Here is a 26,776-nt window from a genome sequence, read left to right on the forward strand (position 1 = left end):
CCCCGAAACCGTGAGAGGTTGGACCAAACCCGCTGAACTCTCCGCCTCGACATGAAGTGTTCGCGCGCGGCTCGCGCTTCCAATTGGTGGGTCCTTCGCCTCTCACCGCCACGCAGCGGAAACGCGATGACGCGTTCGAAACTCGGCGATCGCCGTCTCCTGCCGATCGAGCTTGCGCGTCAGAGCGTCGATCTCGCCGCGACGGGCCAAGGCGAGCTCCGCGACATGCTGCTGAAACAGCCGCACATCCGCATTCGTCCAGCTCGATGCGCTCCGGCCGTGCTGCCGGCGCTTCGCCCGGTCAGTGATCGTCAGCCGTTCGGCGCGTGCCGCGATCTGGCGTTCGATGACGCCGAGATGGCGCTGCGTCTCGGCTTGCGCGGCTTCCATGCGCGTGAGGAGGAGACGTCGATCCTGGGGCTCGATCATCGCTCCGTCCCCACAGGCCACAAGGGGGACGCGGACTCGTCCGGCATGCAGTCGTCCGGGAGAGAGACAGCGGCGATGGATGAGGCGATGTCGTCGCCGGAGACCGCCCCGTCGACGAGCGCCGAATTGGCGCCGGCGTGGTTGTGCATGTCAGGCGCGAGGTTGCAGCCGAGGCCGTCGGCGATGGCGCTCTTGGGATGATGGTGCGCGTGCACGAGGAGATTGACGGTGCAGAGGTAGGCCTTCATGGCTGGATCTCCTTTCTGTTCAGCCGGGTAGGGCTTCGGCGCGTGGATGGATATGCGCGCGGCGCGCCTCCAAGCGTCGGTGCCGGTGAAATGCCGTCTGAGCCGCGGATGCCAGACGACGAGGACCGGCGTTTCGCCATCCTCGTCAGTGGCCGCGCGCCAGCCGACGGCTTTGGCAATGAGGCGCCAGGGCATGGGTCACCTCCAGCCGACGAAGTCGGAGGGGCCGCCGTAGAGTTGATGGCGGGCCTCGTCGATTACGAAGCCGAAGCGGCCCATCTGATATTCGTCGGAAGGGACGAGGAAGCGACGCTCCTCAGTCCCCGGTCCGCGCTTGCCGCCGGGCGTGGCGACAGTTTCGACGAAGCCGGGCGCGTGCTTCGAGGTGATAGCCGACACGACGATCCAGTCCCGCGCGTGCGCCTGCTCAAAGGCGCGGCGGTCCTTTTCGTAGGACTCGCCCGGCTTGAGGATCGCGCCGAAGATCGTTTCCCAGGCGTCCGGCCAACTGTCCTTGATCGTTCTCTCGGCGCAACGCCGTTCGAACGCCGTGAAGGGATGCGGGAAGGTGATCGCCACGATCGCCCATTCGGCATCTTCCTCGTACCAGCCGCCCTTCGAGCGCAGCAGGGGGTGGACCTTGCTGTTTTGCTCGGCCGAGAGCTTGAAACCACCGTGACCAGCCGTGGAATGCGCCGTAACGCCTTCAGCGTAGACGGTCGCGCCCTGCGAGGCGCCCCAAGGCGTGTGGTCGCGCGAATGGACTTCGACGCGACCGAGCATCCTGCGCTCGCGTTGATGCTCGGCGTTTTCGAGCACAGCGTTACGAAACGCCGCCTCGTCGGAGAGCTCGCCGGAATGTCCGTAGAAATCGCCGCGCGTCCACTCGCCCATCGGACGGGACATGCGCCAAGCTGTGACGAGATAATGCTGCCCGTTACGGGCCGGCGCCATGGCGAAAGCCGTCTCGCCGACAAGCGCGACGAGGAGGCCGTCCGCGCTGCGGCCAAAAGAGATGCCTGGGGTCCCACGGGCTTTGTCGGATACGGGAAATGACGCGTTCATGCCGCGGTCCTCCCCTCGATGATGTCGGCGCCAGCCTCGTCGGCCGTCACTTCTTCCAGCACTGCGTGCGGATAACCGTGGCGCGTCAGCCACTCCTTCGCGTCGGCCTCATTCGTGGCGAGATGGATGAGTTCGGCGTCATCACCGGCACGGTCGAGCACGCGGACCGAGCCGATGGCCGGACGTTCGATGACGGTGAAGTGGAGCTTCGACTCCAGCGAAAACGTCCGGTGGACGCGGATGGCGATGACGCCGCCGGCGCCATAGTCGACCTCGTGCAGGGTGAAACAGGCCGACAGCGAGACATTGGCGACGCCTCGTCCGCCCTGCTTTCGGATCAGGCGGCCCCTGCTGTTGCTGGACTGCCAGGCGGCGAGCTTCTTCCTGAAGCGCGTCGGCGGCTGCGGCGTTCCGTCGGACCAGGCGACGATCGAGCCGATGGGTGCGTTGTCGAAGATCGTGTGCGCGGACATCGTGTCCTCCTTATTTGCATGTGCGTGGAAACAAAACCGCCGCCGGCTGGGCCGGCGGCGGTGGATCGTTCGAAAAAATGGCGCGTTCCTCTATTCCGCCGCCTCCCTGAATGCCTCGGTTTCTTCGTCAGCGAGGTCATCCCCCATGCCGCCGGCGTCCTCGTCAGCCTCGTCGGCGTCTGCCGTCGTCTCGCTCGACGACAACCATTGCGAAAGCTTCATGGCGTCAGGCGCAAAGCGCACTGCGGGATGGACGAAGCGGCCTTCCTTGAAATGCTCAACGAGTGCGGCGCGCGTGTCCTTCACGCGCTGACGCGGCAAAACGGGCGTGTCCTTGCACGAAGCCTCGAGCGCTGTGCGCGACAGGCACGAGAGGAAGTCCTCCGTGCCCATGTTCGGCAGGAAGGTGTCCGCGCCGACCACCGCGCCGGCGACGCGGGCGACGATGCCACTATTAGTAGCGTTCTCCCGGCACGAGAATACGTCGACCAGCATGGTGCGCGCCGCGACACGAAGCGTGTCCATGTCGAAGGAGAGCTTGCCGGCGCCGTCGAACAGTGCCGCCGCGTTCTTCGCAAGCCGGCTGTGGCCGCAATAGCTCCCGCCGCTTCCCGTCGTCACGGACACGTTCTGGCCCGCGAAGGCGAGGATCAGCAGCGCCATTAGCGTGTCGTCCTCGATCGGCGCGCGGCTGAGCGCCTCGCGCAGCGCGTCGGTGCGGTAGTCGCCGATCATCTCGATGCCCTTGCGGGTCACGTCGGGACGTGGCTTCGAGACTTCGCCAACATCGTCCGGAGCGTTGTCAGAACCTGAGCCGGTCTTACCCTTTGGCTTCTTCGCGGCAGGCATGCGGTAGTGCACGGTCTGTACGCGGCCGTCGCGATCGAGATACATCGCCGTGCAGTTGGACTTCACCGGCTTGCCGTCGACGCGCTCGGCCTTCGGCGGCAGCTTCACCTCGCCGTAGTTGGTGGTCTCGGCGATAATGCCTTTCTTCGGCAGGTTGGCCGTCATCCACTCCTGCTGCGCACCGAGGAAAGCCTCGACTTCTGTGGTGTAGCGGCTATCTTCATCGGCGGGAGCGAAGAGATCCTCGACCCAATGAATGCCGTAGGCCTTCGCGAGGTCGTCGCCGAAGCTGGCGTGACGAGCAAACATCCGGGTCTTCTGCAACGCCTGGGCGACGCTCCACCACGAGACCTGCGGATCGGCCTTCGACGGCTTGTGCTTCTTCCAGACCTCCTTCTGCTCGTCGAGCGATGCGGCAGCGATCGTGCGGAGCTGTCGCTCGTCGGGCATGTCGCCCTTGGCCATGTGGTCGAGCATCGCCGGCAGCACGTTAGCCAGCAAACGTAGTTTCCTGATCTGACGCACCGGCAGCGCGAGCGCAACGCCGATCGCCTCCTCCGTCCAAGCGAGCGCGACCAGACGCTCGATTGCGCGCCACTGGTCGACCGGGTTCAGCGCCTCGCGCGCGATGTTCTCGACCATCGAGCGCATGGCGCCGTTGTCGTTCGCCGCCTCATCGACGAGCACGTCGATCTCCTCGAGGCCCGCGGCGATCGCCTGCTTCACGCGGCGGTGGCCGGCATTGATGACGTAGCCGTTGCCGCCGCCCGTGTCCGGGGTGATCACCGGCGGCTGGACGATGCCGACGGCCTTGATCGTGGCCAGCAGCAGGGCGTCAGCCTGGGGCGTCGACTTCGTCTGACGCATGCGGTCGGCATTCTCCTTCAGCGCGCGCGGATCGACCTTGATGAGTTGCATGGGAAGGCTCCTTGTGGGGTTGCGGACCGGCGCTGCCGGCCACCTCTCGTCTTCTTCCCGAAGACACCCCTGGGCCCTGCGGAGCGGACGGGCCGGTGCAACTGCGGCCGAGCATCCCTGGCCGGCAGGCCCAGCGGGGCAAAGCCCTGCGCAGGGCGACGGGCAGGGATCGCGCAGGCGGCGGTTGAGCGCCAGCGTCGACGGCCTGCCCGATCTGCGAGCGGGCCTTCTCCCTTCCTCTCTCCTCATTTTTTTCATGCGGCCGCGGCCAGCTCACCAGCGCTTTCGCTGTCCTCCGCCAAGGCCTTCTCCACCTCGGCCAACAGCCGGCGCTTTTCGGCAAGCTCGGTGGCAAAGGCGAAGTCCCCGCCATCGCGGGACTCGTAAGACGCAAGCCGTCGGCGCGCATCGGCCAGGCGCTGGCGGTAGCGCTCCCGTTCGCCCTCGAAGTTATCGAGGGTGTGTTCGAGGCGAGCGATCGCACCGGGTGGCGTGACCGTCACCGGCAACTCGATCTCGTATTCGGCGCCGGTCCGCAGCAGCATCGTGGTGTAGCGATAGCCGTCCCGGCCGATGCGCTCTCCGCTGTACGCGACGTCGACGCCGCCGATCGACGCGATGACGGTCTCACCTTCCTGCTGAAGCTGCACCAGCGTCAGGATCTCTTTCATCAGCGCGCGGCCGGCGAGCTTGCGCGCGACATGAGGATCTCCCGTCACCGCCATGGTGAAGGCGTCACCGGCGGTCGGGATACGACGCTCGATGTCCCGGCCGATCTCGCCGATGCGACGGATGGAGAGCTCGATGTCGCGTTCGGCATCGCGCATCTGCCGCCGCACCGCGTGCTGATCGTCAATGTGCGCAGCCCGCAGCCGTTCGAGCCGGGCGATGTCGGCTTCGAGGCCAGCTTTCTGCATCAAGCGCGGGTCGCCCGACGCGATGGCCTTTGCCATGGCGAACTGGTTGGCCTGGCTCTCTCCCATGTCCTCAAGCCGACGGATCGAGGTGTCGCCGGAAAGCGCGGCAGCGATGAAGCGGGCCTTGCGCTCGTTGTTCTGCCACATCTGCGCATCGAGGCTGCCTTCGGTCGCGTAGGCGAAGATGTCTATCTCGTCATGCTGGTTGCCCTGCCGCACGATCCGGCCCTCCCGCTGCTCGATCTGCGACGGAAGCCAGGGCACGTCGAGGTGGTGCAATGCCTTCAGCCGAAGCTGCGCGTTGACGCCGGTGCCCATCGTATCGGACGAGCCGATCAAGAAGCGGACCTTGCCGGCGCGCACGTCGCCGAACAGGCGCTGCTTTGCCTCCGACTTCTTGTAGTCCTGCATGAAGGCGATCTCGCCCGGTGGCACGCCGCGGCGGACCAGCTCGTCGCGGATCCAGCGGTAGGCGGAGAAGCCGCGGCTCTTCTCGACGCTGATGGTGCCGAGATCGGAGAAGATCATCTGCGCGGCACCGGGCAACTCGAAGGGTTTGCCATCCGTGCGCGTGTAGCTGCTCTCGGCCGTCTCGTTCCAGATGCGGAAGGCGTTGCCGACAAGCAGGTTCAGCTTGTTGTCGGCCTCGTTGTCGCTATCCGGAACAACCAGACGAAGGTCGATTGCAGCGTGGCGGCCGTCGGTGATGACCGACAGCAGGATGTCGTCGCCGGGCTCCGGTGCGCGGTCGCGCTCCTCGATCGCCTTGATGCGCTCGCCGAGCAGGGTCTGGTAGCGCTTGAACGCCGGCGACGGCTTTGCGGTGAGGATCTGCCGTTTGCCGGTCGACACCGCCGGCACCTTCACGTACTGACGCAGGTCCTCCGGCATCACCACGTCCGCGAAGGAGCGGAACATGGCGATGAGCTCGGGCACGTTGACGAAGGTGGCGAAGCGCGTCACCGGCTTGTATTTGCCGGAGGGCTGCAGCTCAAGTTCGGTCGTGACATCGCCGAATGTACTCGCCCAGGCGTCGAACTCGTGCAGCCCGCGCTCGAGGAGCGCCGCGTAGCCGAGATAGCGCTGCACCGAGAACATCTCGCCGATCGTGTTGGTGATCGGCGTGCCGGAGGCGAGCACGAGCGCGCGGCCTGGGTTTTTCGTCTCGATGAAGCGCGACTTGACGTAGAGGTCCCAGGCGCGCTGCGAACCGTTCGGGTCGACGCCCTTCAAGGTCGACATGTTGGTCGCGAAGGAGAGTTTCCTGAATTCCTGCGCCTCATCGACGATGATCTGGTCGACGCCGATCTCGGAGATCGTCAGCAGGTCGTCCTTGCGGGTCGAAATCGACTCCAGCCGCTCCTTCAGGCCTTCCTTCAGCCGTTCGAGCCGCTTGCGCGAGACCCGGTCGTCGCTCTCGACCTTGGTCAGCAGGGTTTCGTAAAGTTCCAGCTCGTCCTGGATCAGCTGTTGCTCGAAGGCTGAGGCCACCGCGATGAAGCGGAACGCGCTGTGCGTGATGATGATCGCGTCCCAGGTCGCGGTCGCAGCGCGCGCGAGGAAGCGGTGCCGCTTGTCTTTGGTAAAATTGGTCTCGTCGGCGACGAGGATGCGGGCGTTCGGGTAGAGCGCGAGAAATTCGCGTGCGGCCTGCGCCAGGCAGTGGCCGGGCACGACCAGCATCGCCTTGGCGATCAGGCCGAGCCGGCGCTGCTCCATGACGGCGGCGGCCATCGTCATGGTCTTGCCGGCGCCCACCGCGTGCGCCAGGTAGGTCGAGCCGGCCGAGACGATTCGCCAAATGCCGCGCTTCTGGTGCCCATAAAGAACGAAAGCGCCAGAGGCGCCCGGAAGCTTCAGGTGCGAGCCGTCGAAAGCTCTCGGCGCAATGTTGTTGAAGCGGTCGTTGTAGACGCGCGCAAGGCGGTCGGTGCGGTCTGGATCGGACCAGATCCAGTGCTGGAAGGCGTCCTTGATCTTTTGCAGCTTGGTCTTGGCGGCTTCGGTGTCGACGATATTGAGGACGCGGCGCTCGCTGTCGCCGTCCTTGACCGTGTCGAAGATCTGTGGGACGCGGCTGTTCAGCGCGTCGGCGAGAAGCTCGCCGGCGTGCCGGCGGTCGGTGCCCCACTCCGACGTGCCGGCCGCCATCCAGCCGAGCTGACGTGCCTCCACGGTCCAGGAGGCGAGCTCGGGCATGTGATGGATCTTGATGTCGGCGTCCATCGTCTCCTTGACGAAGGCGACCACGTCGACTGCCGGAATCCATGGCGCGCCCAGACGCGCGGTGATGTCAGAGGGCTTGAGGTCTGCGGGCTGCACGCCTTGCAACGCCGTGACGTTGCGCTCGTACGAGGGGTCGAGCGCGGCCGCCGCGGCAGCAGCCTTCAGCTTCTCGCGGACGTGTCCCGACAGGTAGGAGTCCGCCGTCTGCCACGAGCCGTCCGCTGGGTCGCGGAAGACGGCGCCGCCGAGTTCGGCGACGACGTCGTCGCGGTCCCGGTGCAGCAGCTCGGCGATGTGGTCAATGTCGACGTGGCCACGCTCGTTGAGGACGACGGCGAGCGCGTCTGCCGCGCTGGCGATTTCCGGGGCAGCCGGCGGCGCGATCACCCGCTCGGTGAAGAGCGGCCCGGGCTTCGCGGTGTTGGTCTCGAGGTCGTAGTCCTCGATCGAGGCGACGAGCCAGCAGTCGGGATCGTCGAGGAAGGGCTGCATGTTCGGCCGGCGGTGCGTCTCGCGCACCTCGCTGGTCTCCTCGTCCTCGGCGGTCGAGACCGTCGTGAAGTTGATCGGGCCGAAGTCCCGAACGAAGTTCGACCAGGCGATACGCAGCCTGACCTGCGCGTCCCTCCAGGGCCGGTCGAGCTCCTGCGCCTTCAACACCTCGCGCACGGCGTCGCGGACCGGAATCAGCTTCCTGATGATGCGCACGTGCTTTTCCGGGATGCCCTCGGCGCTGCGACCCTTGCGCGATTTCACCACGACGGGCTTACCGTCGACGACCTGCATCAAGCCGTGGGCCTTGTCGAAGAAGTAGCTGCCCTCGCGCACGCGGCGATCGGCAGGCCAATCGCCGTCAGATGGATCGCCGGCTTCTTCCAAGACGGGATCAATCACCTCCGGCTCGCCGTCGTAGACGCCTTCCGGAAGAAGGCCGACCGCGGCTTTGAGCGCCGCTTCGAGATCCTCATCCTCGCGCGGCAGGCAGGTGTAGGCCTCGCCGAAGCGACCAGACGCGAGCGCGTGCGCGCCGAGCACGAAATCCGGCCGCTGCGCGAACCATCGGTTCACGCGGATCGCGCTCTCGTCTTCCGCCGCCGGCCGGATCTCGTCGAGGTCGAGCCACGACAGGTCGCCTTCCGCGTCGCCGACCTTGCGCTTGCGGAAGAACAGGATGTCGACGACGACGTCGGTGCCGGCGCTGGCGCGGAAGCTGCCCTCGGGCAGGCGAATGGCCGCGACCAGATCGGCCGACTTCGCGATGTGCTCACGCGCCGAGGCGTCCGCCTTGTCCATCGTGCCGGAGCTCGTGACGAAGGCGGCGAGGGCGCCGGGCTTCACGAGGTCGATTGCTCGCGCGATGAAATAGTCGTGCAGCCGGAGGCCCATCGACCCGTACGCGCGATCCGAGCGCACGGTTCGGTCCGAGAACGGCGGATTGCCGACGGCGAGATCGAAGCTGGCCGGCAGCTCGGTGCGTGCGAAATCGCCTGCGACGATCCGCGCCCGCGGCTGCAGCAGCCGGGCGATGCGTGCGGTCACGGGGTCGAGCTCGACGCCCGTGACGTGGGAGGTCTCGCGTAGTTCCTCCGGCATCAGCGCCGGAAACAGTCCGGTGCCGACGCCGGGCTCGAGCACGCGGCCGCCGCGCCAGCCGAGGCGCTGCAGGCCTGACCAGATCGCGCGGACAATGAACTCGGGTGTGAAGTGGGCGTACTGGGTGCACCGCGCCAGCGAGGCGTAGCCGGCGCCGTCGATCGTGTCCTCGAGGTCGGCGCCGATCTCCTCCCAGCCCTGCGCGAACTCGGATTCGCCCGGCCGGCGGAAGACGCCATTGGCAAGCTCGGAAGCGCCAAAGCCCGTGAAGCGCATCAACTGCCGCTGCTCGTCCGGCGAGGCGGGCAGCTGCTCCGCTTCAATCCGCACGGCGAGCCCGCGCGGGGGTGAACGCCGGCGCGGCGGGAGCCGGGGCCGACGGCGGCGGGTCGCGGTCATGGTCGTCGCCGTCCAAGTCGGCGGCGAAGGCGGTGACGCCGAGACCGAGACCCGACGAGAGGGCTGTGTTGCCGAAGAGGTCGATCGTGAAGGGGTCGTCCTGAGCCACTGGAAATGTCCTTCTGCTGGGCGCGTGCAACCGCGCGCGCGAGCGGGCTGTGGCGGACGGCACGGCGTTGCGGGGTTGAGGCGAGGGCCGGCGGAAGGCCGGGTGCCGAATTGCGAAGCCCGGCGCATGGCCGGGCTGCTTGCAGGTCAAGGAGGGCGCGCGGCCCAGCTAGGCCGCGACTGCCTCCGGCAGGTGGCGGAGCTGCACCGGCAGTTTCGCTGCGATCTCCGCTTCGGTGAGTTCGTCCAGCAGCTTCAGCGCGGTGCCATGCCGGCCGGCGTAGACGAGCACGGTGCGGCGGCCGCGCACGGCGGCGGGCCAGCGCTCGCCGGCATAGCCGCGGTAGTAGTCGTGCGTACTCGACCAGATGTGCTCGAGCCACTCTTCGCGCGTCATCGCGCGGACGGGACGAGACTCGCGCTCGATGATCGCGGCCTTCATCCGCTCCGGCGACGCTCTGTCCGACAGGTCGCAGTAGCCGTGGAACCAGCGCATCTGCCCGTCAATCAACGGTGACAGGAAAACGCTTGTCACGCTTGCCGTCATGAATTCACGCATTGCGAACATATCGCCTCGCATCCACAGTGGCGGCAGGATCTCGAGCATGTAGTCGTGTTCGCGCTCGGCGAGCTCGAACCATTCGCCAGCGAAGAGTTGGGCGGCGTCGCCTTCGGCCATCGCCGGATCGCCGCGATGCCGGTTGAACATGCCGTACATCTCGGGGCGCGTCGCGACGCCCTCGAAGACTTTACGGATGGTGGGTGAGGTGTGCATCGGCGGCTCCTCTTGGCCTGGCCGGACTGAAGCGCGAGCGATCGGCGTGATCTCTTCGTTCACTTCAGTCCTTCATCACACCTCCTCGCCGGCCGCATCGAAGGTCCGGCGGGTCAAGGGCCGCGGAACGCGGGCGAAGCTTCACCCTTGACGCGCTGGCCGGGCATGCGGCAGCGGTTTACCCTCTTCCTATTTTCTCCCTCTTTATTCGGACTTCCCCGTCGCATCGCTCAGGTGCAAGCCTCGCCATCGCGATCATGCGGGAGCCTTGACGCCGCAGCCACCCGCGAGGTCCGCAGCGTCGGGCGGGCCTCCGCCGTCGACTTGCTCAGCTGTTCTCCGTCTCTTCGCCAGCCCCGTCAGATCCTCATTCCAGTCGCCGGCGCACGGTCGCGATCGCGCATAGTGCACGCTCGCTTCCGCGGCGATGGCACGAACGCGATCAGCGTAGACGTCACCCTGTCGATTGTTGTCGGTTGCTGCCACAAGCCGGGCGTTGGCGCGCATGGCCAAGCTGCGGATAGCTTCATCGGTCGCCGGCGACCAGCCGCCTCCGGTGCTGACATAAAGGGTGTCGGAGCGGTGGACCTCGATCGCGGCGAGGCTCATGGCATCGATGGCCGCCTCAGTAATGCAAATCCGCTCGGACCTGGCCGGTCCGAAGCGAAACAGCTCCTTGGCGCCGTCACTGGCGAAGCCGCGCCATGCCGGTCCACGCTCCTCCCACCCCGTGAGCACTCCAGCAGAATCGCTATGTGCCGCCCACATACTGCCCTTTGGCCCCTCACGCAAACGATCGCAGACGACCGCCTGCCTCACGATATCGGCCGGCAGCCCGCGTTCATCGGTGAGATAGCGCCAGGCTCGCGAGCCGGGGCGCGGCTTGACACGATGTCCCCACCGCTCAGCAATAGACCCAAGCGCCTTCGGCGTTGTCGGATGCTGCCACGCCGGTGTGCTGGGGACGAAGCCAATCATTTCCGCAACACGGTCGCATGCGTCAAGGAAACCGACAGATCCAAGATGTTCGGCGAGCGAAAATACGTCCCCTTTTGCCGGCGACAACGGGTCGAACCAGCCGCGGCCTTCGTGGATGACGATGATGATATTGCTGTCGCGGCGATATTTGATCGCGCGTCGTGTGCTTTCCTTGACGTCGACCTTCCAGCCGTCTTTCTCCAGCAGGGCCGCGCAGCCAACCTTTTGGCGCAGCTCTTCGATTTCTCTCTTGTCCATTTGTCTGCACCGGACTCGCGCAGGCGGGTCCGCCCCTTCTTCTGTTGGACTCTCTTGCTCCTAGCCTTGCGGAACATCCCCGACCGGCCGCGAAGCCTGCCGAATGCAAGGGCGCGCTGACCAACGGTCAGTCGTCGCATCGTCAGGCGCGGCGAAGCCTCCCTTGCATTCGGCATGGCGCCAGCGGCAGCCGGTCACCCGGCTCAATGAGCCGGGCTCCAGGGGGCGTATTCATGAACGATGGCGTCCTGATCGCCGTCGTACTCGCTGGAGACCATCACGCCGAATTCGTTATCAGCCTGGAAAAGAATGACCGGCACCATGAGCGTGCGAGCCAGATCGAAGGCATGGTTCTGAGCGAGAGTAAGATTGTGCGACATTGAAGGCTCCCGTCTTGCGGCGGGGACCATCCCCGCTCGACAGGCGCCGACGTGTTCGGGGGCGGCTGCGGTCACCTCGAGAGGCGAAGCCGAAGAGGTCGCACGCTTGCGTAGCTAACCCCTTGCGGGTTGATCGTGAGCTATCGCTGAAAGTTGGTGACGGCGGGAATCGGGAAGGCGGCATATCGTGGGGGTGCTTGACGCCTCCACTTCTCCACCGAAGGAGCGATATGCCGTGTCCAAAGATAACATCATCAAGTTGATTCAGCCAGGAAACGTCGACGATCAACTCACCGAAATCTTGCGCAATGGGGCGCGTGCTCTGTTGACCCAGGCGGTCGAGGCCGAGGTCGCGGACTTTCTCGGCAAGCATGCCGATTTGAGGACTGCGGACGGCCACCAGCGCTCGTGCGCCACGGTCACCTGCCGGAACGCGAGGTGATGACCGGTATCGGTCCGGTCGGCGTCCGCCAGCCGCGTGTACGCGATCGCGAGGCGGAGGCTACCGATCCCGACCGCATCCGGTTCTCTCCGTCGATCCTGCCGCCCTACATGCGCCGCTCGAAATCGATCGAGACGCTGCTGCCGATCCTTTACCTGAAGGGTATCTCCACCGGCGACTTCTCCGAGGCTCTGGCGGCGCTGCTCGGCAAGGATGCTGCCGGGTTGTCGGCATCCGCCATCGGCCGTCTGAAGGACGGTTGGCTTGACGAACACACCGCGTGGCAGAGGCGCGATCTGTCGGCGAAGCGCTACGTCTACATCTGGGCCGACGGCATCCATCTCCAAGCACGCCTCGAAGACGAAAAGCAGTGCATCGTGGTGCTGATCGGCGCGACGCCGGAAGGCCGCAAGGAACTGGTCGGCTTCACCGATGGCGCCCGCGAGAGCGCGCAGGACTGGCGCGATCTGCTGCTCGACCTGAAGCGGCGCGGGCTCGGCGTGCCGCCGCGGCTCACCATCGCCGACCGCCGACGGCGCGCTCGGGTTCTGGAAGGCCGCCGGCGAGGTCTGGCCGAAAACGCGCGAGCAGCGCTGCTGGGTACACAAGACCGCCAACGTGATCGCCAAGTTGCCGAAGAGCCAGCAGCCTAAAGCCAAACGCGCGTTGCAGGAGATCTGGATGGCCGAAACCAAGGCCGCCGCCGAGCTGGCGTTCGACGCCTTCATCGAGAGCTATACGCCCAAATACGAGAGGGCGGCCGACTGCCTGAGCAAGGATCGGGACACGCTACTGGCGTTCTACGACTTCCCGGCCGAACACTGGAAACACCTGCGGACCACCAATCCCATTGAAAGCACCTTCGCTACCGTGCGCCACCGCACGATCCGATCGAAGGGCTGCCTGTCCAACAGAACGGCGCCGCGATGGTCTTCAAACTGCTTGAGGCCGCGCAGAAAAGCCGGCGTCGTCTCGATGGCCACAACCAGTTGCCAAAACTCGTTCTCGGTGTGACATTCAACGACGAGATCGAGGTCATCGCCAAACCGACTGACCGTCAGCCCATAACCGCCGCCGCCTGACCGGCCGCGCCGTCACCAACATTTGGCGATAGCTCGTTGATCGTAGAAGGCCGTACCTGAACCAAGGAAAGCCCATTCGAGAGCCGGGTTGGTCCTTCAACGGAAGCATGGTCTGCCAAACCGCACATATTTGATCCCGCGGATAACCAAGCCGAGCCTGCTTTGCGAATTGTCCCATTCAAAGCACTCATGGTCGTCGGCATCGCACGCACGCACGCATGGATAAACTCCCGGTCCGAGTACGTGTGAAGCTGCTTCCGATTAGATCAGCAGGTATTGTTGTTCGGGGATTCGGGCCGTTTGCGTCAGGGATGGCAGCTTATGCCGGGCTCGGCATAATAGAGAGCGTTTTTAGATTGGCGGCGCGGTACCGAAACTTCAAAGTGCGCAGCTGCGAGTGCGCCGGTAATCTAAAAACGTGTTGGACGAAGCCGCCTAGCGCGCAGCTGCCGCTATGGAAATTGGATGCTGCTTCCCGATGGACAGCGCCGTCGCCGGGGCTTCGGGGACATGCTGGATGCGGTCTTGATGCGAAACATTCTAATCGAGATATGGTCTCCCGGACGAAAGGACCGGCGACGCCAGCGCCTGGAGGGCTCGATGTCGGAGGCGTGACAATAGGACGCCTGCTGTCTGCCTTGGCAGACGGAAAGCACGATGATCAATGAGTTGAAACGCCCGACCGTCATGAAGTGTCCATAAGAGGTGGGTCGTGTGACGCAACGGGCGCGAGCACCTCGATGCACACCATCTGCCCTTGACGGCAAAAGGGACATTCTCGCAGGGAAACTCCGGTCAGCTCCTCGACCTTGTCGCGATAATCGCGCCCTTCCTTCGGTTTTACCGGCGTATCGGACTGCTGCATTCCGAGCAGTTCGCGGCAGCGGGCGAGCTTTTGCTTGCGGTAGCGGTTGCCCATGAAACCGTAATAACGGATGCGCTGAAATCCCTCGGGCAAGACATGGACGAGGAAACGCCGGATGAACTCCCCGGCGTCGAGCGTCATCACCTTTTGCCGGTTCTCGTTGCGATAGTCCTTCCACCGGAAGCGTACCTTGCCATCCTCGATATCGACGATCCGGTTGTTGGCGATTGCCACCCGGTGTGTATAGCGTCCGACATATTCCAGAATCTGCTCAGCGCCCGCGAAGGGTGGCTTGGCATAGACCACCCAGTTGACCTGGCGGGCGGGATCCAGATAGCGCCGGAATGCGACGGGATCGTGCAGCCGTTCCAATGACGAAAAGAATCGCAACTCACCGGCATCGAATGCTCTTTGCAGGCCTTCGAGAAACAATCGCCGGAAGAGTCGGGAGAGCACGGCGACTGGTAGGAAGAAGCCGGGACGACACGCGATCCAGCGGCTCCCGTCAGGCGACAGCCCGCCGCCGGGCACGACGCAGTGGAGATGGGGATGATGGCTGAGATTCTGACCCCAGGTGTGAAGCACCGCGAAAAACCCGATCTCCGCGCCGAGATGTCGCCGATCGGCAGCAATGGTGCGCAAAGTCTCGGCGGCTGCGTGGAACAGGATCTTGTAGACCGTGCTGGCATTCTGGAAGGCAATCGCGGCGATCTCGTCGGGAACGGTGAAGACGACATGGAAGTACTGCGTATCGAGAAGCTCTTCCCGCCGAGCCTCGATCCATTCCGCTCGGGCGAGCCACTGGCACTTGGGGCAACTGCGGGAACGGCAGCTGTTGTACGCGATCCGTCGTTCACTACAGCGGTCACACTGTTCGACATGCCCTCCGAGCGCCGACGTTCGGCAGCGCTCGATGGCAGCCATCGCTGCGCGTCGTTCGGTCGATAGCGAGGCCCGGTGCTGCTCTCGCCAGGCAGCACCGTAGCGACGGAATATATCCGCGACCTCCGGACTTGAGCGGCCCATGAGGTTGGCCGTCAGAAATGTTCGGGCGTTGGCGGCGAGGAAGCCTTGGGGATTGGGCGCGGCAGCAGTTCAAGCGGGCTCGTCGCCGCGCAGACCTTGTTGGTAGCGATCCGCAAATATTGGGCGGTCGTCGACAGGCTGCGATGGCCGAGCAGGAGCTGGATGGTGCGGAGATCGGTTCCGGCTTCGAGCAGGTGCACCGCAAATGCGTGCCGCAGCGAATGCGGCGTCACCGGCTTGGAGAGTTTCGACACCCGATGTGCCTTGCGGCAGGTGGCATCCACGGCGCTTGTCGATATCGGTTCTCCAGTAACGGCGCCGGGAAACATCCAACCCCCGGTGGGTCGCACGGCGCGCCAATAGTCCGTCAGCACCTCCAGCAACCTGGCCGATAGCATGACGTAGCGGTCCTTCTGTCCCTTGCCTTGTTCGACGCGCAGCACCATGCGCTGGCGATCGATGGCCTCAGGCTTCAGGCGGGTCGCCTCGGAAATACGCAGGCCGGCGGCATAGCATGTCGTCAGGATCGCCTGGTGCTTGAAGCTCTCGATGCAGCCAAGGAAGTGCAGCACCTCCTCGGGGCTGAGAATGACGGCCAGTGTCTTTGGCGCCTTTGGGCACGGAATGACCTGGTCGAAATCCCAATCGAGGCCGAGCGTGACGCGGTAGAGGAATCGAAGCGCTGCGACGGTCACGTGCACCGAACGTGGCGCCAGCTTTTTCTCGTTCGTCAGATAGACCTGGTAGGCTCGGATATCCTCCGGGCCTAGCAAAGCCGGCGATTTAGCGAAATGCCGGGCGAACTGCGAAACCTGCAGCAAATACGAATCCTGTGTGTGTGTCGCGACAGGTTGCGTACCTGCATGTCTTCCATCATGCGTAACCGAAGCGAGGTCATAGCGAACTCCTTGGCAAGGGGGACGCTGCGCGCGGGCAGCAACACCATCTTGCCAAGGGCAAGCGCGTCTGAAATGGAATGGATTACGTCGCTGTACGGGTGGTGTCGGGGTCAGAGACACGGGCTGGCTTCAAGGGGGATACCCCACGCTCAACACGGATACCCTCCCGCGGAGCGGGTTCGTCCAAGCGTCCTTATGCCGAGTGCTCGATTATGCCGAGCACCCGGCTTTATCGCGTCGGTTCGCCTAAGGCGTCGAGCAGTTTGGCACGCGTGACTCGGCATAATCACAGGGTAGCGAGAAACGCCATGAGCCTGTCCGTGGGTCTGTAGCGAGAGAATCTCCCGGGTACAGGATCGAGCCTTTCGAGAGCCTTTTCTTTGGTAGCCAAATCGGCGGTTATGTAGATGTTCGTCGTCTGGATGCTCTCGTGACCGAGCCACAAAGCGATGACCGCAAGATCGCCCCCCGACTGGAGCAGATGCATCGCGGTGCTATGGCGGATGACGTGTGGCGACACCGACTTGTTCGCTACACTTGAACAGGACGCCGTCGCTTTGACGACAGCTCGGCGTAGAATGTAGTCGGCTCCATCGCGTGACAGTGGCTGGTTCCGAGCGCTTGGAAAGATGATTGCATCCGGCGCGTCGTCGATCTCGCGAAGCCATCCACGCAAAACGCGAGCTGTTTCGTCCCAGAGCGGGCTGACGCGCTCCTTCCGGCCCTTTCCCAACAGCTGGATATTTGCGTGGCCGGCATCGAGATGCAGCTGACGGCGTCGTAACCCAATGATCTCGGAGATTCTGGCCCCTGTGTTGTAGAGAGCCAGGAGCAATGCGTGATCGCGTCGACCCGACCATGTGCTGCCGTCTGGCGCAGCAATCAACGCTTTCACCTCGGCGCGCCTAAGGAAACCGACAAGCTTCTTTTCAAACCTCTTGTTTGGGATCGCCATGATCCGAGTTGCCATTCCCAAACAGCTCGGGTCGTGGAGGGACAGGAAGCGAAAGAAGCCTCGAAAGGCTGCGAGCCTGGCGTTGCGAGAACGGACGCTGCAGCGACGATCGCGTTCGACATAGTTTAGGAACGCGAGGATGGCATCGGCATCGATCTTGGCAATGGGAAGGGCAGTCGGCGCGATCCCGGTCGTATCCTGCACAAACTGTAACAGGAGGCGGAAGGTGTCGCGGTAAGAAGCCACTGTTCGAGGGCTGGCATGTTTGTGCACAGTCAAGTGCTCGGCGAAGAATCGCTGAAGGTGCGGACCAACAAGAGTGACAGGTGCACTCATCCCTCGCCTCCCGCCGAACGATCGAGTGTAAAGCGCGTTCCGGCTGCTCTCAGGAGGTCCGGTGTGGCGGAGAGATACCAGTAGGAGCTCTCTGGCCCAACATGACCAAGATAGACCGCCAGCGTTGGCAGCAGTGATTGCACGTCCAAACCCGCGCTGTGCCACTCGCACAACCGCCGCACTGCAAACGTATGGCGAAATGAAGTGAGACATGGGCGGCGATCATGCGTGTTCGCCGGCGCGATCCCAAGGCTCTGGCACAGACTCGCGAACCAACGTCCGAGATCGTGGACGTCGAGCGGACGGCCATCCCGATTGACGAACAGTCGATCGCCCCAAGTATCACGCTCGTGTGCACGTCGTTCCTCAAAATAGCCACTTAGGGCCGCAGCAACAGTCGCATGGATCGGCACAAGCCGCGATTTATGGAACTTCGTTTGCAGAATTTGAAGATGGGGGTGGGCATCGTCGAGGCGCACGTCCGCCATGGTCAAACGACACGCTTCGCCTACGCGGATCCCGGTGCTTCCGAGCAGACCAAGCATTGTTGACAGCACGATTGGTCGAATCGGTACACGCGAGTGTGACCGTCTGGCCGAGTTTATAAGAGTCGTCGTCTCCTCGTCGGAGAACACATACGGCCGACGCCGCCGACCTGCGGCGATGACGCGCGGGCCCGGCACTTCTGTTCCCGGAATGATCGCAGCCAGATAATTGAGAAAGCCCCGGACGAGGATAAGCCGATCGCCTCGCCCCCTGATGCCGCACGTCGCAGGCGCGTGATCCCATGCCCATGAGACCGCAGTCGCCGCTCGAATTGGAGATCCATCGGTCGCGCCGATGTTCTTGGCGTAAGCGATGAAATCTCGTAGCCCACGCCCATGTCTCGTGTTTGTCAGGCCGACAGCCTTGCGGATCGCCAGATAGTCATCGACGTGTCGCTCGAATTCCAGCGGACCGGTCATCGCGCACCTCCGATCCATGGCATCGAGACGCGCGATAGTGTGGCGAGGTCGAGCTTGGCGTAGATGGCAGTGGTTTGGAGGCGTTGGTGGCCTAGCAGGTCGGCAACCTCGCTGAAGCTTGCACCGCCGTTGATCAATCGGCTCGCTGCCGTATGGCGCAGCATATGCGCGCCGCTAAGCCGACCGAGCGGAATCCCAGCACGCCTCAGGTTGCGCTTGACGATCTGGGTGATCGCAGTGGTATTACTGAGGCGGCTGGGCGGATTGTTGACGCCTATGAACAAGCCGCGACCCGACCCAGAGGGGCGCTCCTGTTCAATATACGCTGCAAGCGCCGTCCCTACATCCTGAGGTAAGGGCATCGCCCTCTCGCGGTGTGACTTGCGAATGCGGGTACGAATGACACCGGCTCGCCAATCGATATCGTCGATCTCCATTGCAATGATCTCGGCGCAGCGCAACCCCAACTGCACGGCCAGGAGTAGTATTGCCCGATCGCGGCACGGCGCTTTGCTGGTCATAACCGCGTCGAGTAAGCGCGAAATGTCGTCGGCTGATAGGCGCCGCGGTAAGCTCGCATGCGCCGCCAGCCGCGTCCTCGGAATCGCGCGATCGAGCCCGCTTGGTACGATGCCGCGCCAAGCTAGAAACCGAAGGAATGACCGAACCGCGGTCACCGGCACTCCGCGGCCACACCCCTTCTTCGATGCCGCTTCCTCGCAGATGAAGCCAGTGATCTGCTGAACCGACAGCGTGGCCCATTGGTCAGTGTTATCAAAACAGGCGGCAACGAACCGGCGTACGACGCGCCAGTATCGTATCCGCGTCGCCGCCGCACCGGCGACGTCACGCAAGTAGCAATCATAGCTGTGCAACCATGAGTTAGCATCGATCTCGGATTGGAAATGCATTGTTGTTCTCTCCCGTGGCCAGGATGGCCAACCGGGAAAGCTCTTGGATTATTCGAGAAAGACCCTGGATTATCCCGAGTCGTGCACAGGAAATTGCTCGATTCACTAACGAATCGACGCGATAAAGCCGAGTGCTTGGCATAATCGAGCACTTGGCATAAGGCAGCCCGCAAGGGGGAAGACCCGCTTGCGGGGCTTCAGCGCAGTCAACAGCCCGGCCCGCAGGGCGACGCCCATCCTGCTCGAAGACACTGCGAGCAGCGATCCGCTTTTAGCTGAATACCGCAAATGATGCGCGCCGAACTCACTTGATGAGGCCGCTGCACCTCTTTGGCACGCTCACTCGGGTTAACCGCCGATCTTGAGCCATGCTTGCCAACCCTCACGGCTGTTCTATGCATTACGGGAGCAATCCCTGCCGAAGCGCGAGGGCCACAGCGTGTGGAAGGGTTAGTGCGGCAAGATTTCGCCTGGCATTGTCCAGATGAAACTTCACGCCTCGCGGCGTGACGTCAAGAAGCTCCGCAATGTCCTGCATCGTCTTGCCGTCAGAGATCCACGCGAGACACTGCCGCTCGCGCTGGGTTAGTGGGCTTCCTATCCCGCCTGATGACGTACGTCCGATCTTGGCACTCACGTGGGCATGGAAGTCGAGACCCACCGTTTGCAACATGTCTTGTGAGGTCTCGATGAAACGCTCGAGCCCAAGGCTGCGGTCGTCCACCGCGAGCGTAAAGGCCGCGACCTGGTTTTGGCTTGCGGGCATGCGAACCGTCAGACCGGTCCTGATCTTGAAGCTGAGCGCATCGTCAAATAGTCGGCGTTCTCTCGGCGACTTTGCGCTTCGCGCCTCACGGCCATCCCACAGCAGCATCCGGCTTGTGTTTCGCGGTTCCTGAAGAACGGGATCGATGTTGTCGTACCCTTCGCGAAAATAGTGACTTGTCCAACTCTTCGGATAGGAAGAGATCAGTTTGGGGCCGTTCGCACGGTGGCCAAAATAGGCGAACCAGCGGAAACCCAATGCATGCGCAGTTCGTTCCGCGACTCGCCGAAAATCATCTTCCGTATGGGCAGAGTGAAGACAATCGACAAATTCATCGCATGCTCGTTTGACACCTTTCATTGCGCCCCTTTTTTGAACTGTTCTGAGTTCCCTAAAGCGAACAACGCGCTTGATTCGCGCGCTGCGTGTGGGCGTGTATTGCGACGTTGCGGCAGCTTTGCGGCAAGAACAATTCCAAAACGCCCTGTCAGAACTGACAGCGCAACGCTGTGATCGTGCCTGCTTTCTTGATCTCGAAGCTGTGATTCGTAAGCAGGAGGTTAAGAATGAAGGTCATTGTGCGCTCGCGTGCGGCGCTTCTGCGCGATTTTGAACTGGCGACAGGAATGCATCGTCTGCGAGGGCGCGTGTTCAAGGAGCGGCTCGACTGGGATGTCTCTGTCGCGGGCGGATTGGAGATCGATCAGTACGACTCATTCAAGCCGACTTATCTATTGGCGCTCGAGCAGCGCGAGCTGGTCGGTTGCGTGCGCCTGCTGCCCACTACTGGACGCAACATGCTGGCGGATACGTTCCCGGTGTTGCTGGATGGCCACACGGCACCGAATGCAGTCAAGATCTGGGAGAGCTCGCGCTTTTGCGTTGATACCAAACACGTCGCGGTGACAGCTGAGAACGGCTTGCGGGAAGCAACGTACCTGCTCTTTGCGGCAATGATTGAATGGGGCCAGCAGCTCGACCTGCAGGCGATCGCGACCGTCACTGATCTGCGCATGGAGCGCATCCTGCGCCGGGCCGGATGGCGTCTCGACCGCCTCGGCGCCCCCCGTCAAATCGGGACGACCAAAGCAGTGGCTGGACTGTTGCCGGTCACCAATGACGCTCTCGGCGCAATCCGAGCGGCCGGGAAGATTTCGGGGCGTGCAATTGAAGCGCCGTCAAGCCTTCCGCTCGCGGCATAGCGTCCGCGTCTTCAACTCCCGAAACAAAGTCATCAACAATGGATCCAGCTGCATTCTCAGCTCTGGTCGAACAGTGCGCGCCGACGCCGAACCTCTTGCGGCCGCTAACGGCAATTGTGCGGCAAGCGAGCTCGTTCGAGCCGCTGCTCATCACAATTCAGGGGCGGAAACCGATTCCTATTCAGGCAAGTGACCGTGACGAAGCGATCCAGCTCGCGACTGAGGCCATTACCGCCGGCCAGTCGGTCCAGACCGGTCTCGCGCAACTTGATGCAGATGAAACCAAGCAGGCCGGGTTGACGGCTACCACGACCTTCGACGCCTGCAAGCATATCGCGGGCCTTGGCAGATTGTTCGAGGCCCGATTGCAAGCGGCAAGGGTGAACGCCGCGGGCCGCGATCAGGCTATTGCCAGGGTTGTTGCGAGCTTTGCAGCCAAAGCTCCCCGAACAACGCCCGAGCCCCGTACCCTGCCGGCCGATGCTGCCGACATTTCCAACGCTGACATGCCGACAAGCAACATGCCAGCTCGCTCCGTCAGGGAGCGCCCGAACTGGGACGTCTACCGCTCAGGTCTCGGCACATCAGCCTTCGTCTATGAACGATAAGGGATTCTTCTGTTCTGCCCTCAACTCATCACCGCGGTCCGGGCTGGTCCGGCTGCAGTGCCAATCGGAGCCGTGCCATGACTTCTCCTCTTAAACACTCTGCTGCCCTGCTTTGCATGGGGGCCGTACTCAGCATCGCCTTGGTTGAGCCGGCGCTGGCGCAGACGGCAAACATCGAAGGCGTGTTGCAGAACATCGTCAACATGCTGACCGGCAACGTCGCGCGCCTGCTGGCGACGCTGGCGGTCATCATCGTCGGCATCGCCTGGATGTTCGGCTATCTCGACCTGCGCAAGGCCGCCTACGTCGTGCTCGGCGTCGCCATCACGTTCGGCGCCTCCGAGGTGGTCTCGACCTTGACCGGAGGTCGCTGATGATCGAGGCCGGGCGTCTCACGGAGGACACCTTGTTCCTCGCCTGCACGCGGCCTGCCATGGTCGCCGGAGTCACCATGGAAGCCATGGCGCTCAACGTTATGTTTTCCTGCATCCTGTTCCTGGTAGCCGGGAGCATCATCTACGGTTTGGTCGCGATTCCGATCCATGGTCTTTGCCGCATCATCTGTCGGCATGACCCCAATATGTTCCGAATTCTGCTCGCCTGGATCGAAACCCGTGGACGCACGCGTAACGCGTTATTCTGGGGCGGATCATCCTGCACACCCCTCAAGCTCGTTCGGCGATATCAAGCACGAGACCTCGGCTATGCGTAACACGGCGCTCACAACCCGGGAGATCGGGCCAGATGTCTACCTGCCGTTCGGGCGGCACGTCACGGATACGGTGATTAGTCTCACGACGCGAGCGCTGCTCACGGTGATCCGGCTCGACGGCACCTCGTTCGAGACCGCCGAGACGGCGGACCTGAATGACCTTCACGCCAAGCTGAATCTCACTCTACGCAATGTTGCGGATCCGCGGCTGGCGCTCTGGACTCATCTGGTGCGGCGCCGGACGTCAGACTATCCAGACGGGGCATTCCGATCGATCTTTGCAGCTTCGCTCGACGCGCAATATCGCGAGCAGCTTCGCAAGGCAGCGCTATTTCGTAATGATCTCTATCTGACGCTGGTTTGGCATCCTGCTCGCGCCCCCGCCGATGCCGCAGCTGCGTTCTTCAGGCGGCTTGGCCGGAGCGCTGCGGCTTCCATCGAGGTCGACAGCGACGCCTTGAAGCGGCTCAACGATGCGACGCGGGATATGGTCGCGGCATTGGAGCGCTACGGCGCTCATGCTCTCGGATTGGCCGAGCGCGACGGCATCACCTTCTCAGAGCCAATGGAGCTACTCCACGCCGTGGCCTCCGGCGAGTGGATGCCAATGCCGTTGCCGCAAGGGCCGATCGGCCCCGCACTCTACTCAAATCGTGTTATCTTCGGCCGTGAAGCCATTGAAATCCGCAGCGCCGGCGGCTCGCGCTTCGCTGGCATGTTCGGACTCAAGGAATATCCGGCGTCCACCCGGCCAGGCCTGTTGAACGCGCTGCTTTCCGCGCCTTTCGAACTTGTCGTCACGCAATCCTTCGCGTTTTTGTCGAAAGCCGACGCCAAGACGGTCCTGACACGCAAGCAGAACCAGCTGGTCTCGGCTCAGGATCCGGCGGCCTCACAGATCGACGAGCTCGGTGACGCGCTCGACGATCTCGAATCCAACAGGTTCGCACTTGGGGACCATCACCTGTCGCTGCAGATTTATGCCGCGACGCCTTCACAGCTGCAGGATCACATGAGCGTGGCGCGGCGCACTCTGGCCGACGCGGGCGCCGTGGTGGCGCGCGAAGATCTCGGCCTTGAAGCGGCTTATTGGGCGCAGCTTCCCGGGCTGTTCAAATATCGCGCACGAACTGGGGCGATCAGCTCACGCAATTTCGCGGCATTCTCCCCATTCCACACCTATCCCACAGGACAGCCTGCCGGCAACCACTGGGGGCCAGCGGTTGCGATGCTCAAAACCGCATCCGGCTCGCCGTTTTATTTCTCGTTCCATCACGGCGACCTCGGCAATACCTTCATCTGTGGCCCCTCGGGGTCCGGCAAAACCGTCGTGCAGAATTTCCTGCTGTCGCAGGCCGAGCGGCTCGGCGCCACTTACGTCTTCTTCGACAAGGACCGCGGTGCGGAGATATTCGTTCGCGCCGCCGGCGGCACTTATCTGACACTCCGCAACGGCGTTGAGACCGGCTGCGCGCCGCTCAAGGCGCTGGAGCTGACGCCAGCCAATCTTTCGTTCCTGGGCGAGCTTGTCCGGAAGCTCGTAACGCCAGACAACCGTCCGCTGACCGTGATCGAGGAGGAGCGGATCGATTCCGGATTGCGAGCCCTTGCTCACTTGCGGCAGGCGGAGCGCTCGTTCGGAGCGCTGCGGGCTTTTCTGGGCCAGCAGGATCGCGAAGGAATCGGCGCTCGCTTGGAGCGATGGTGCCGAGGCGCTCCTTTCGGCTGGGTGCTGGATGGCGAGCAAGATGCAATCGGGCTAGACGCCCGGTTCATCGGTTTCGACATGACCGATCTGCTTGATCATCCGACCGTTCGCACGCCGCTCATGATGTATCTGTTCTATCGGGTCGAGCGCCTGATCGACGGCCGGCGCCTGATCATCGACATCGACGAGTTCTGGAAGGCGCTTGGCGACGAAGCATTTCGGGATCTCGCCAACAACAAGCTCAAAACCATCCGCAAACAGAACGGCGTCATGGTGTTCGGCACGCAGTCGCCGCGCGACGCGCTGGCCTCCCCGATCGCACACACCATTGTCGAGCAATGCCCGACCCAGATTTTTCTGCCGAACGCGCGGGGAATGCGCTCGGACTATGTCGACGGCTTCCATCTGACCGACACTGAATTCCGCCTGATCAAGGAGGAGCTCGCGCCCGAAAGCCGGCGGTTCCTGGTCAAACAAGGCCACAACTCGGTGGTGGCGGAGCTAGACCTCGGCGGGTTCGATGATGCGCTCGCCGTGTTGTCGGGACGGACGGAAACTGTCGAGCTGCTCGATCGCGTCCGGGCGGAGGTCGGCGACGATCCAGCCCAATGGCTGCCCGTATTTCAAGCGGAGCGGAGGGTCGTCCGATGATGGTTCAGCGTATCCCGGCAATCTTCACCTGCGTGTCTATCGTGGCCCTCCTGACGGCATTTCCCGCAGCAGCGGAGATTGTGTTCGATCCGAGCGTCTATGCACGGCAATTCGAGCAACTGACGGAACTGAAGAAGCAGGTCGATACCCTGACGTCGCAGCTCAAGGTGGCGCAGGATCAACTGAACCAGGCCAAGCAGCTCTATGACAGTTTCAACAAGCGGACCAACGCCAACGACATTGGCGCGCTTCTAAACACGCCCCAGTTCCGGAAAGTGCTGCCCCAACAATTCTCTGACATCGAACGTCTCGTGGCGGGGCAGGGTGGCGGCAACTTCGCTGACGCGATGAACCACTATCTTTCACAGAACCGCACCTATGCAGGCAATAGTGGCAATTCGTATTACCAGAGCGAGCTGGACCGGATCGCACGGCAGACTGGCGCCAAGCACTCCATGGGCCAGGCGGTCTACGACACCGCCTCGCAGCGTATCGATGCGCTCGAAGAATTACGAACACGCATCAGCTCGGCAGCCGACGTCAAGGAGACTCTCGATCTGTCGGCGCGGCTGCAGGCCGAACAGGCATTGCTGCAGAACGATGTGCTTCGGATGCAGGGTCTTGCGATGATCCAGCAGGCCCGCACCGACATGGATGGCCAGCGGGAACGCGAGAAGCAAGAACAACTGGTTGATGAAATGAAGGCGGCTCTGCAATGAAATTGAACACGTCCATAGTTGCACTGTCTTTCGCCGCTGTGCTTACGGGCTGCAACGAGGCCGACCAGAGTCAGCGCGTAAATACGGTCGGCTGGTATCTCGACCATCGGGACGAGCTTGCGGCGGCTCTCAACACGTGCGGCGACAATCCCGGGGAGTTAGCAAAGACGCCGAACTGTATCAATGCGAACGAGGCTCGCAACAAGATTACCGTCCAAGAGATGGAAGACGCCCTAAAGTAAGGATCGCCGCGATGGCCATAAACGTCTTTGACAGTTTTCTGAAGGAGTTCGAGCAGCCGATCACGACGTTCGTGTCGACCTCGGTATCGAATCTTGCCTCCTACATTGATGGTCCTCTTCGCACGGCCGTGATGCTCTATGTCATCCTCTACGGCTTTGCGGTGATGCGGGGCGCAATCTCCGAGCCAATCATGGAGTTTGCCTGGCGGGCACTGCGGATCGTAGTCGTGGTGCTGCTAGCGACCAACTCAAGCGCGTTTCAGCAATACGTCACGGGGCTGTTCTTTGATTCCTTGCCGAAGGAGATTGGCAATGCGTTGGCTGGTGCTGGACTGAATACCAATTCGGGGGTTCCGTTCGATCAGCTTCTGACCAAAGGAATTGACGTAGCAAATAAGATCTACAAACAGGCCGGACTGACCAACATCGCGCCAGCGCTGATTGCCGCCATTCTTCTGGTCTTTGTCGCGGTTGGTTCCTTCTTACAATTTGCCATCCTGCTCTATGCCAAAGTTGGTCTGGGCGTCGTGATCGCGCTTGGGCCGCTCTTCATTGCGCTTGGACTATTTGAGGCCACGCGCCCGTTCACGGAGGCCTGGCTTCGGCAGGTCGCGAATTTCGTGATCCTGCTGGTGCTGGTGGTCGCTCTGGTCGGGCTGATGTTGACCACCGTCAGCGGCTTCATCGACAGGTTCGCTGCAAACGCCGGCACGGCCGGCGAGATGGTGGTAGCTGCGGTCGCCATCAGCGCGGTGCTCGGTCTGTCCGGATACATCGCGCTTCAACTGCCGGTCATCGCAGGCGGCCTCGCCGGGGGTGGCGCTTCGCTCGCAAGCCGGCTGGTCACGAGCCCAATGATTGCCAACGCGACGGCCGCAGCCGGCGGCGCTTATGCCGGCGCGCGCTGGTCAGCCAGCCGGGGTCTCGCCGCACTAAGAGCGAGCCGGCAGGGCGGCAGTATGCAGCGCACCCGATCGCAGGGGACCGCCGCGACGTAGACAATCATCGCCGGCAACAGGCGACAACGACAAACAGGGGCATCAGAACGATGTGGCGTCGACTATTCATCAT

The 26,776-nt window shown here is 63.1% G+C and carries 21 protein-coding genes and 3 pseudogenes; 9 read left to right on the plus strand and 15 right to left on the minus strand.

Annotation, left to right across the window (positions count from 1 at the left end):
- Positions 1-102: 102 nt before the first annotated feature.
- The 9 genes and pseudogenes from HAP47_RS40855 to HAP47_RS40895 all read right to left on the minus strand — a co-directional run bounded on the left by HAP47_RS40855 (position 103) and on the right by HAP47_RS40895 (position 11,616).
- Complete coding sequence (locus HAP47_RS40855; protein WP_176396344.1) at positions 103-429, minus strand: hypothetical protein; 327 nt, start codon at positions 427-429, stop codon at positions 103-105.
- Positions 426-872 carry a hypothetical protein gene (locus HAP47_RS40860; RefSeq protein ID WP_231169175.1) on the minus strand — a complete coding sequence of 149 codons (447 nt, stop codon included), beginning with the start codon at positions 870-872 and terminating at the stop codon, positions 426-428. Before HAP47_RS40860 ends, HAP47_RS40855 begins: the two co-directional genes overlap by 4 nt.
- Before the next feature lie 3 nt (positions 873-875).
- Positions 876-1,742 (minus strand): DUF7007 domain-containing protein, encoded by an 867-nt coding sequence (locus tag HAP47_RS40865; RefSeq protein ID WP_176396343.1) that lies wholly within the window; start codon positions 1,740-1,742, stop codon positions 876-878.
- Positions 1,739-2,215 carry a hypothetical protein gene (locus HAP47_RS40870; protein ID WP_176396342.1) on the minus strand — a complete coding sequence of 159 codons (477 nt, stop codon included), beginning with the start codon at positions 2,213-2,215 and terminating at the stop codon, positions 1,739-1,741. The genes HAP47_RS40865 and HAP47_RS40870 overlap by 4 nt, the downstream gene beginning before the upstream one ends.
- A gap of 90 nt (positions 2,216-2,305) precedes the next feature.
- Positions 2,306-3,982, minus strand: a complete 1,677-nt coding sequence (locus tag HAP47_RS40875; protein ID WP_176396341.1) for a ParB/RepB/Spo0J family partition protein — start codon at positions 3,980-3,982, stop codon at positions 2,306-2,308.
- A 254-nt stretch (positions 3,983-4,236) separates the two neighbouring features.
- Positions 4,237-9,226 (minus strand): annotated as a pseudogene (locus tag HAP47_RS40880) (helicase-related protein).
- Between the two features lie 168 nt (positions 9,227-9,394).
- Entirely contained in the window at positions 9,395-10,000 is a 606-nt protein-coding gene (locus HAP47_RS40885) for a DUF1419 domain-containing protein (RefSeq protein ID WP_176396417.1), read from the minus strand.
- Between the two features lie 255 nt (positions 10,001-10,255).
- The gene (locus HAP47_RS40890) at positions 10,256-11,236 is read right to left on the minus strand and encodes a DUF3991 and toprim domain-containing protein (RefSeq protein WP_176396340.1); all 981 of its coding nucleotides are present in this window, start codon (positions 11,234-11,236) and stop codon (positions 10,256-10,258) included.
- Positions 11,237-11,439: 203 nt separating this feature from the next.
- Positions 11,440-11,616 carry a hypothetical protein gene (locus HAP47_RS40895; RefSeq protein WP_176396339.1) on the minus strand — a complete coding sequence of 59 codons (177 nt, stop codon included), beginning with the start codon at positions 11,614-11,616 and terminating at the stop codon, positions 11,440-11,442.
- Between the two features lie 235 nt (positions 11,617-11,851).
- On the opposite strand from HAP47_RS40895, the pseudogene HAP47_RS40900 reads away from it, so the two are divergent.
- Positions 11,852-13,140, plus strand: a pseudogene (locus HAP47_RS40900) (IS256 family transposase).
- Between the two features lie 685 nt (positions 13,141-13,825).
- Here the strand turns inward: HAP47_RS40900 and HAP47_RS40905 are convergent.
- The 6 genes and pseudogenes from HAP47_RS40905 to HAP47_RS40930 all read right to left on the minus strand — a co-directional run bounded on the left by HAP47_RS40905 (position 13,826) and on the right by HAP47_RS40930 (position 20,223).
- On the minus strand, positions 13,826-15,031 hold the full coding sequence (locus HAP47_RS40905) for an IS91 family transposase (protein WP_176396338.1): 1,206 nt from the start codon (positions 15,029-15,031) through the stop codon (positions 13,826-13,828).
- Between the two features lie 11 nt (positions 15,032-15,042).
- Positions 15,043-15,929, minus strand: a pseudogene (locus HAP47_RS40910) (tyrosine-type recombinase/integrase).
- 287 nt (positions 15,930-16,216) lie between these two features.
- Positions 16,217-17,221, minus strand: a complete 1,005-nt coding sequence (locus tag HAP47_RS40915) for a tyrosine-type recombinase/integrase (RefSeq protein ID WP_176396337.1) — start codon at positions 17,219-17,221, stop codon at positions 16,217-16,219.
- Positions 17,218-18,186 carry a tyrosine-type recombinase/integrase gene (locus tag HAP47_RS40920; RefSeq protein WP_176396336.1) on the minus strand — a complete coding sequence of 323 codons (969 nt, stop codon included), beginning with the start codon at positions 18,184-18,186 and terminating at the stop codon, positions 17,218-17,220. Before HAP47_RS40920 ends, HAP47_RS40915 begins: the two co-directional genes overlap by 4 nt.
- Positions 18,183-19,097 (minus strand): tyrosine-type recombinase/integrase, encoded by a 915-nt coding sequence (locus tag HAP47_RS40925; RefSeq protein ID WP_176396335.1) that lies wholly within the window; start codon positions 19,095-19,097, stop codon positions 18,183-18,185. Before HAP47_RS40925 ends, HAP47_RS40920 begins: the two co-directional genes overlap by 4 nt.
- A gap of 400 nt (positions 19,098-19,497) precedes the next feature.
- Entirely contained in the window at positions 19,498-20,223 is a 726-nt protein-coding gene (locus tag HAP47_RS40930; protein ID WP_176396334.1) for a helix-turn-helix transcriptional regulator, read from the minus strand.
- A gap of 206 nt (positions 20,224-20,429) precedes the next feature.
- On the opposite strand from HAP47_RS40930, the gene HAP47_RS40935 reads away from it, so the two are divergent.
- The 8 genes from HAP47_RS40935 to HAP47_RS40970 all read left to right on the plus strand — a co-directional run bounded on the left by HAP47_RS40935 (position 20,430) and on the right by HAP47_RS40970 (position 26,703).
- Positions 20,430-21,065: an acyl-homoserine-lactone synthase gene (locus HAP47_RS40935; protein WP_176396333.1), complete on the plus strand. Its 636-nt coding sequence runs from the start codon at positions 20,430-20,432 to the stop codon at positions 21,063-21,065.
- Between the two features lie 38 nt (positions 21,066-21,103).
- Entirely contained in the window at positions 21,104-21,673 is a 570-nt protein-coding gene (locus tag HAP47_RS40940; protein ID WP_166217530.1) for a lytic transglycosylase domain-containing protein, read from the plus strand.
- A 77-nt stretch (positions 21,674-21,750) separates the two neighbouring features.
- Positions 21,751-22,047 (plus strand): TrbC/VirB2 family protein, encoded by a 297-nt coding sequence (locus HAP47_RS40945; RefSeq protein ID WP_025038371.1) that lies wholly within the window; start codon positions 21,751-21,753, stop codon positions 22,045-22,047.
- The gene (locus tag HAP47_RS40950) at positions 22,047-22,385 is read left to right on the plus strand and encodes a type IV secretion system protein VirB3 (protein ID WP_176396332.1); all 339 of its coding nucleotides are present in this window, start codon (positions 22,047-22,049) and stop codon (positions 22,383-22,385) included. Before HAP47_RS40945 ends, HAP47_RS40950 begins: the two co-directional genes overlap by 1 nt.
- A complete protein-coding gene (locus tag HAP47_RS40955) occupies positions 22,378-24,744 on the plus strand; it encodes a VirB4 family type IV secretion/conjugal transfer ATPase (RefSeq protein ID WP_176396416.1) in 2,367 nt (788 codons plus the stop codon). The genes HAP47_RS40950 and HAP47_RS40955 overlap by 8 nt, the downstream gene beginning before the upstream one ends.
- On the plus strand, positions 24,741-25,463 hold the full coding sequence (gene virB5, locus HAP47_RS40960; protein WP_176396331.1) for a P-type DNA transfer protein VirB5: 723 nt from the start codon (positions 24,741-24,743) through the stop codon (positions 25,461-25,463). The genes HAP47_RS40955 and virB5 overlap by 4 nt, the downstream gene beginning before the upstream one ends.
- A complete protein-coding gene (locus HAP47_RS40965) occupies positions 25,460-25,705 on the plus strand; it encodes an EexN family lipoprotein (RefSeq protein ID WP_176396330.1) in 246 nt (81 codons plus the stop codon). Before virB5 ends, HAP47_RS40965 begins: the two co-directional genes overlap by 4 nt.
- Before the next feature lie 11 nt (positions 25,706-25,716).
- Complete coding sequence (locus HAP47_RS40970) at positions 25,717-26,703, plus strand: type IV secretion system protein (protein WP_176396329.1); 987 nt, start codon at positions 25,717-25,719, stop codon at positions 26,701-26,703.
- Positions 26,704-26,776: the final 73 nt, after the last annotated feature.

This window comes from Bradyrhizobium sp. 41S5 (assembly GCF_011516665.3).
GTDB lineage: Bacteria > Pseudomonadota > Alphaproteobacteria > Rhizobiales > Xanthobacteraceae > Bradyrhizobium > Bradyrhizobium quebecense.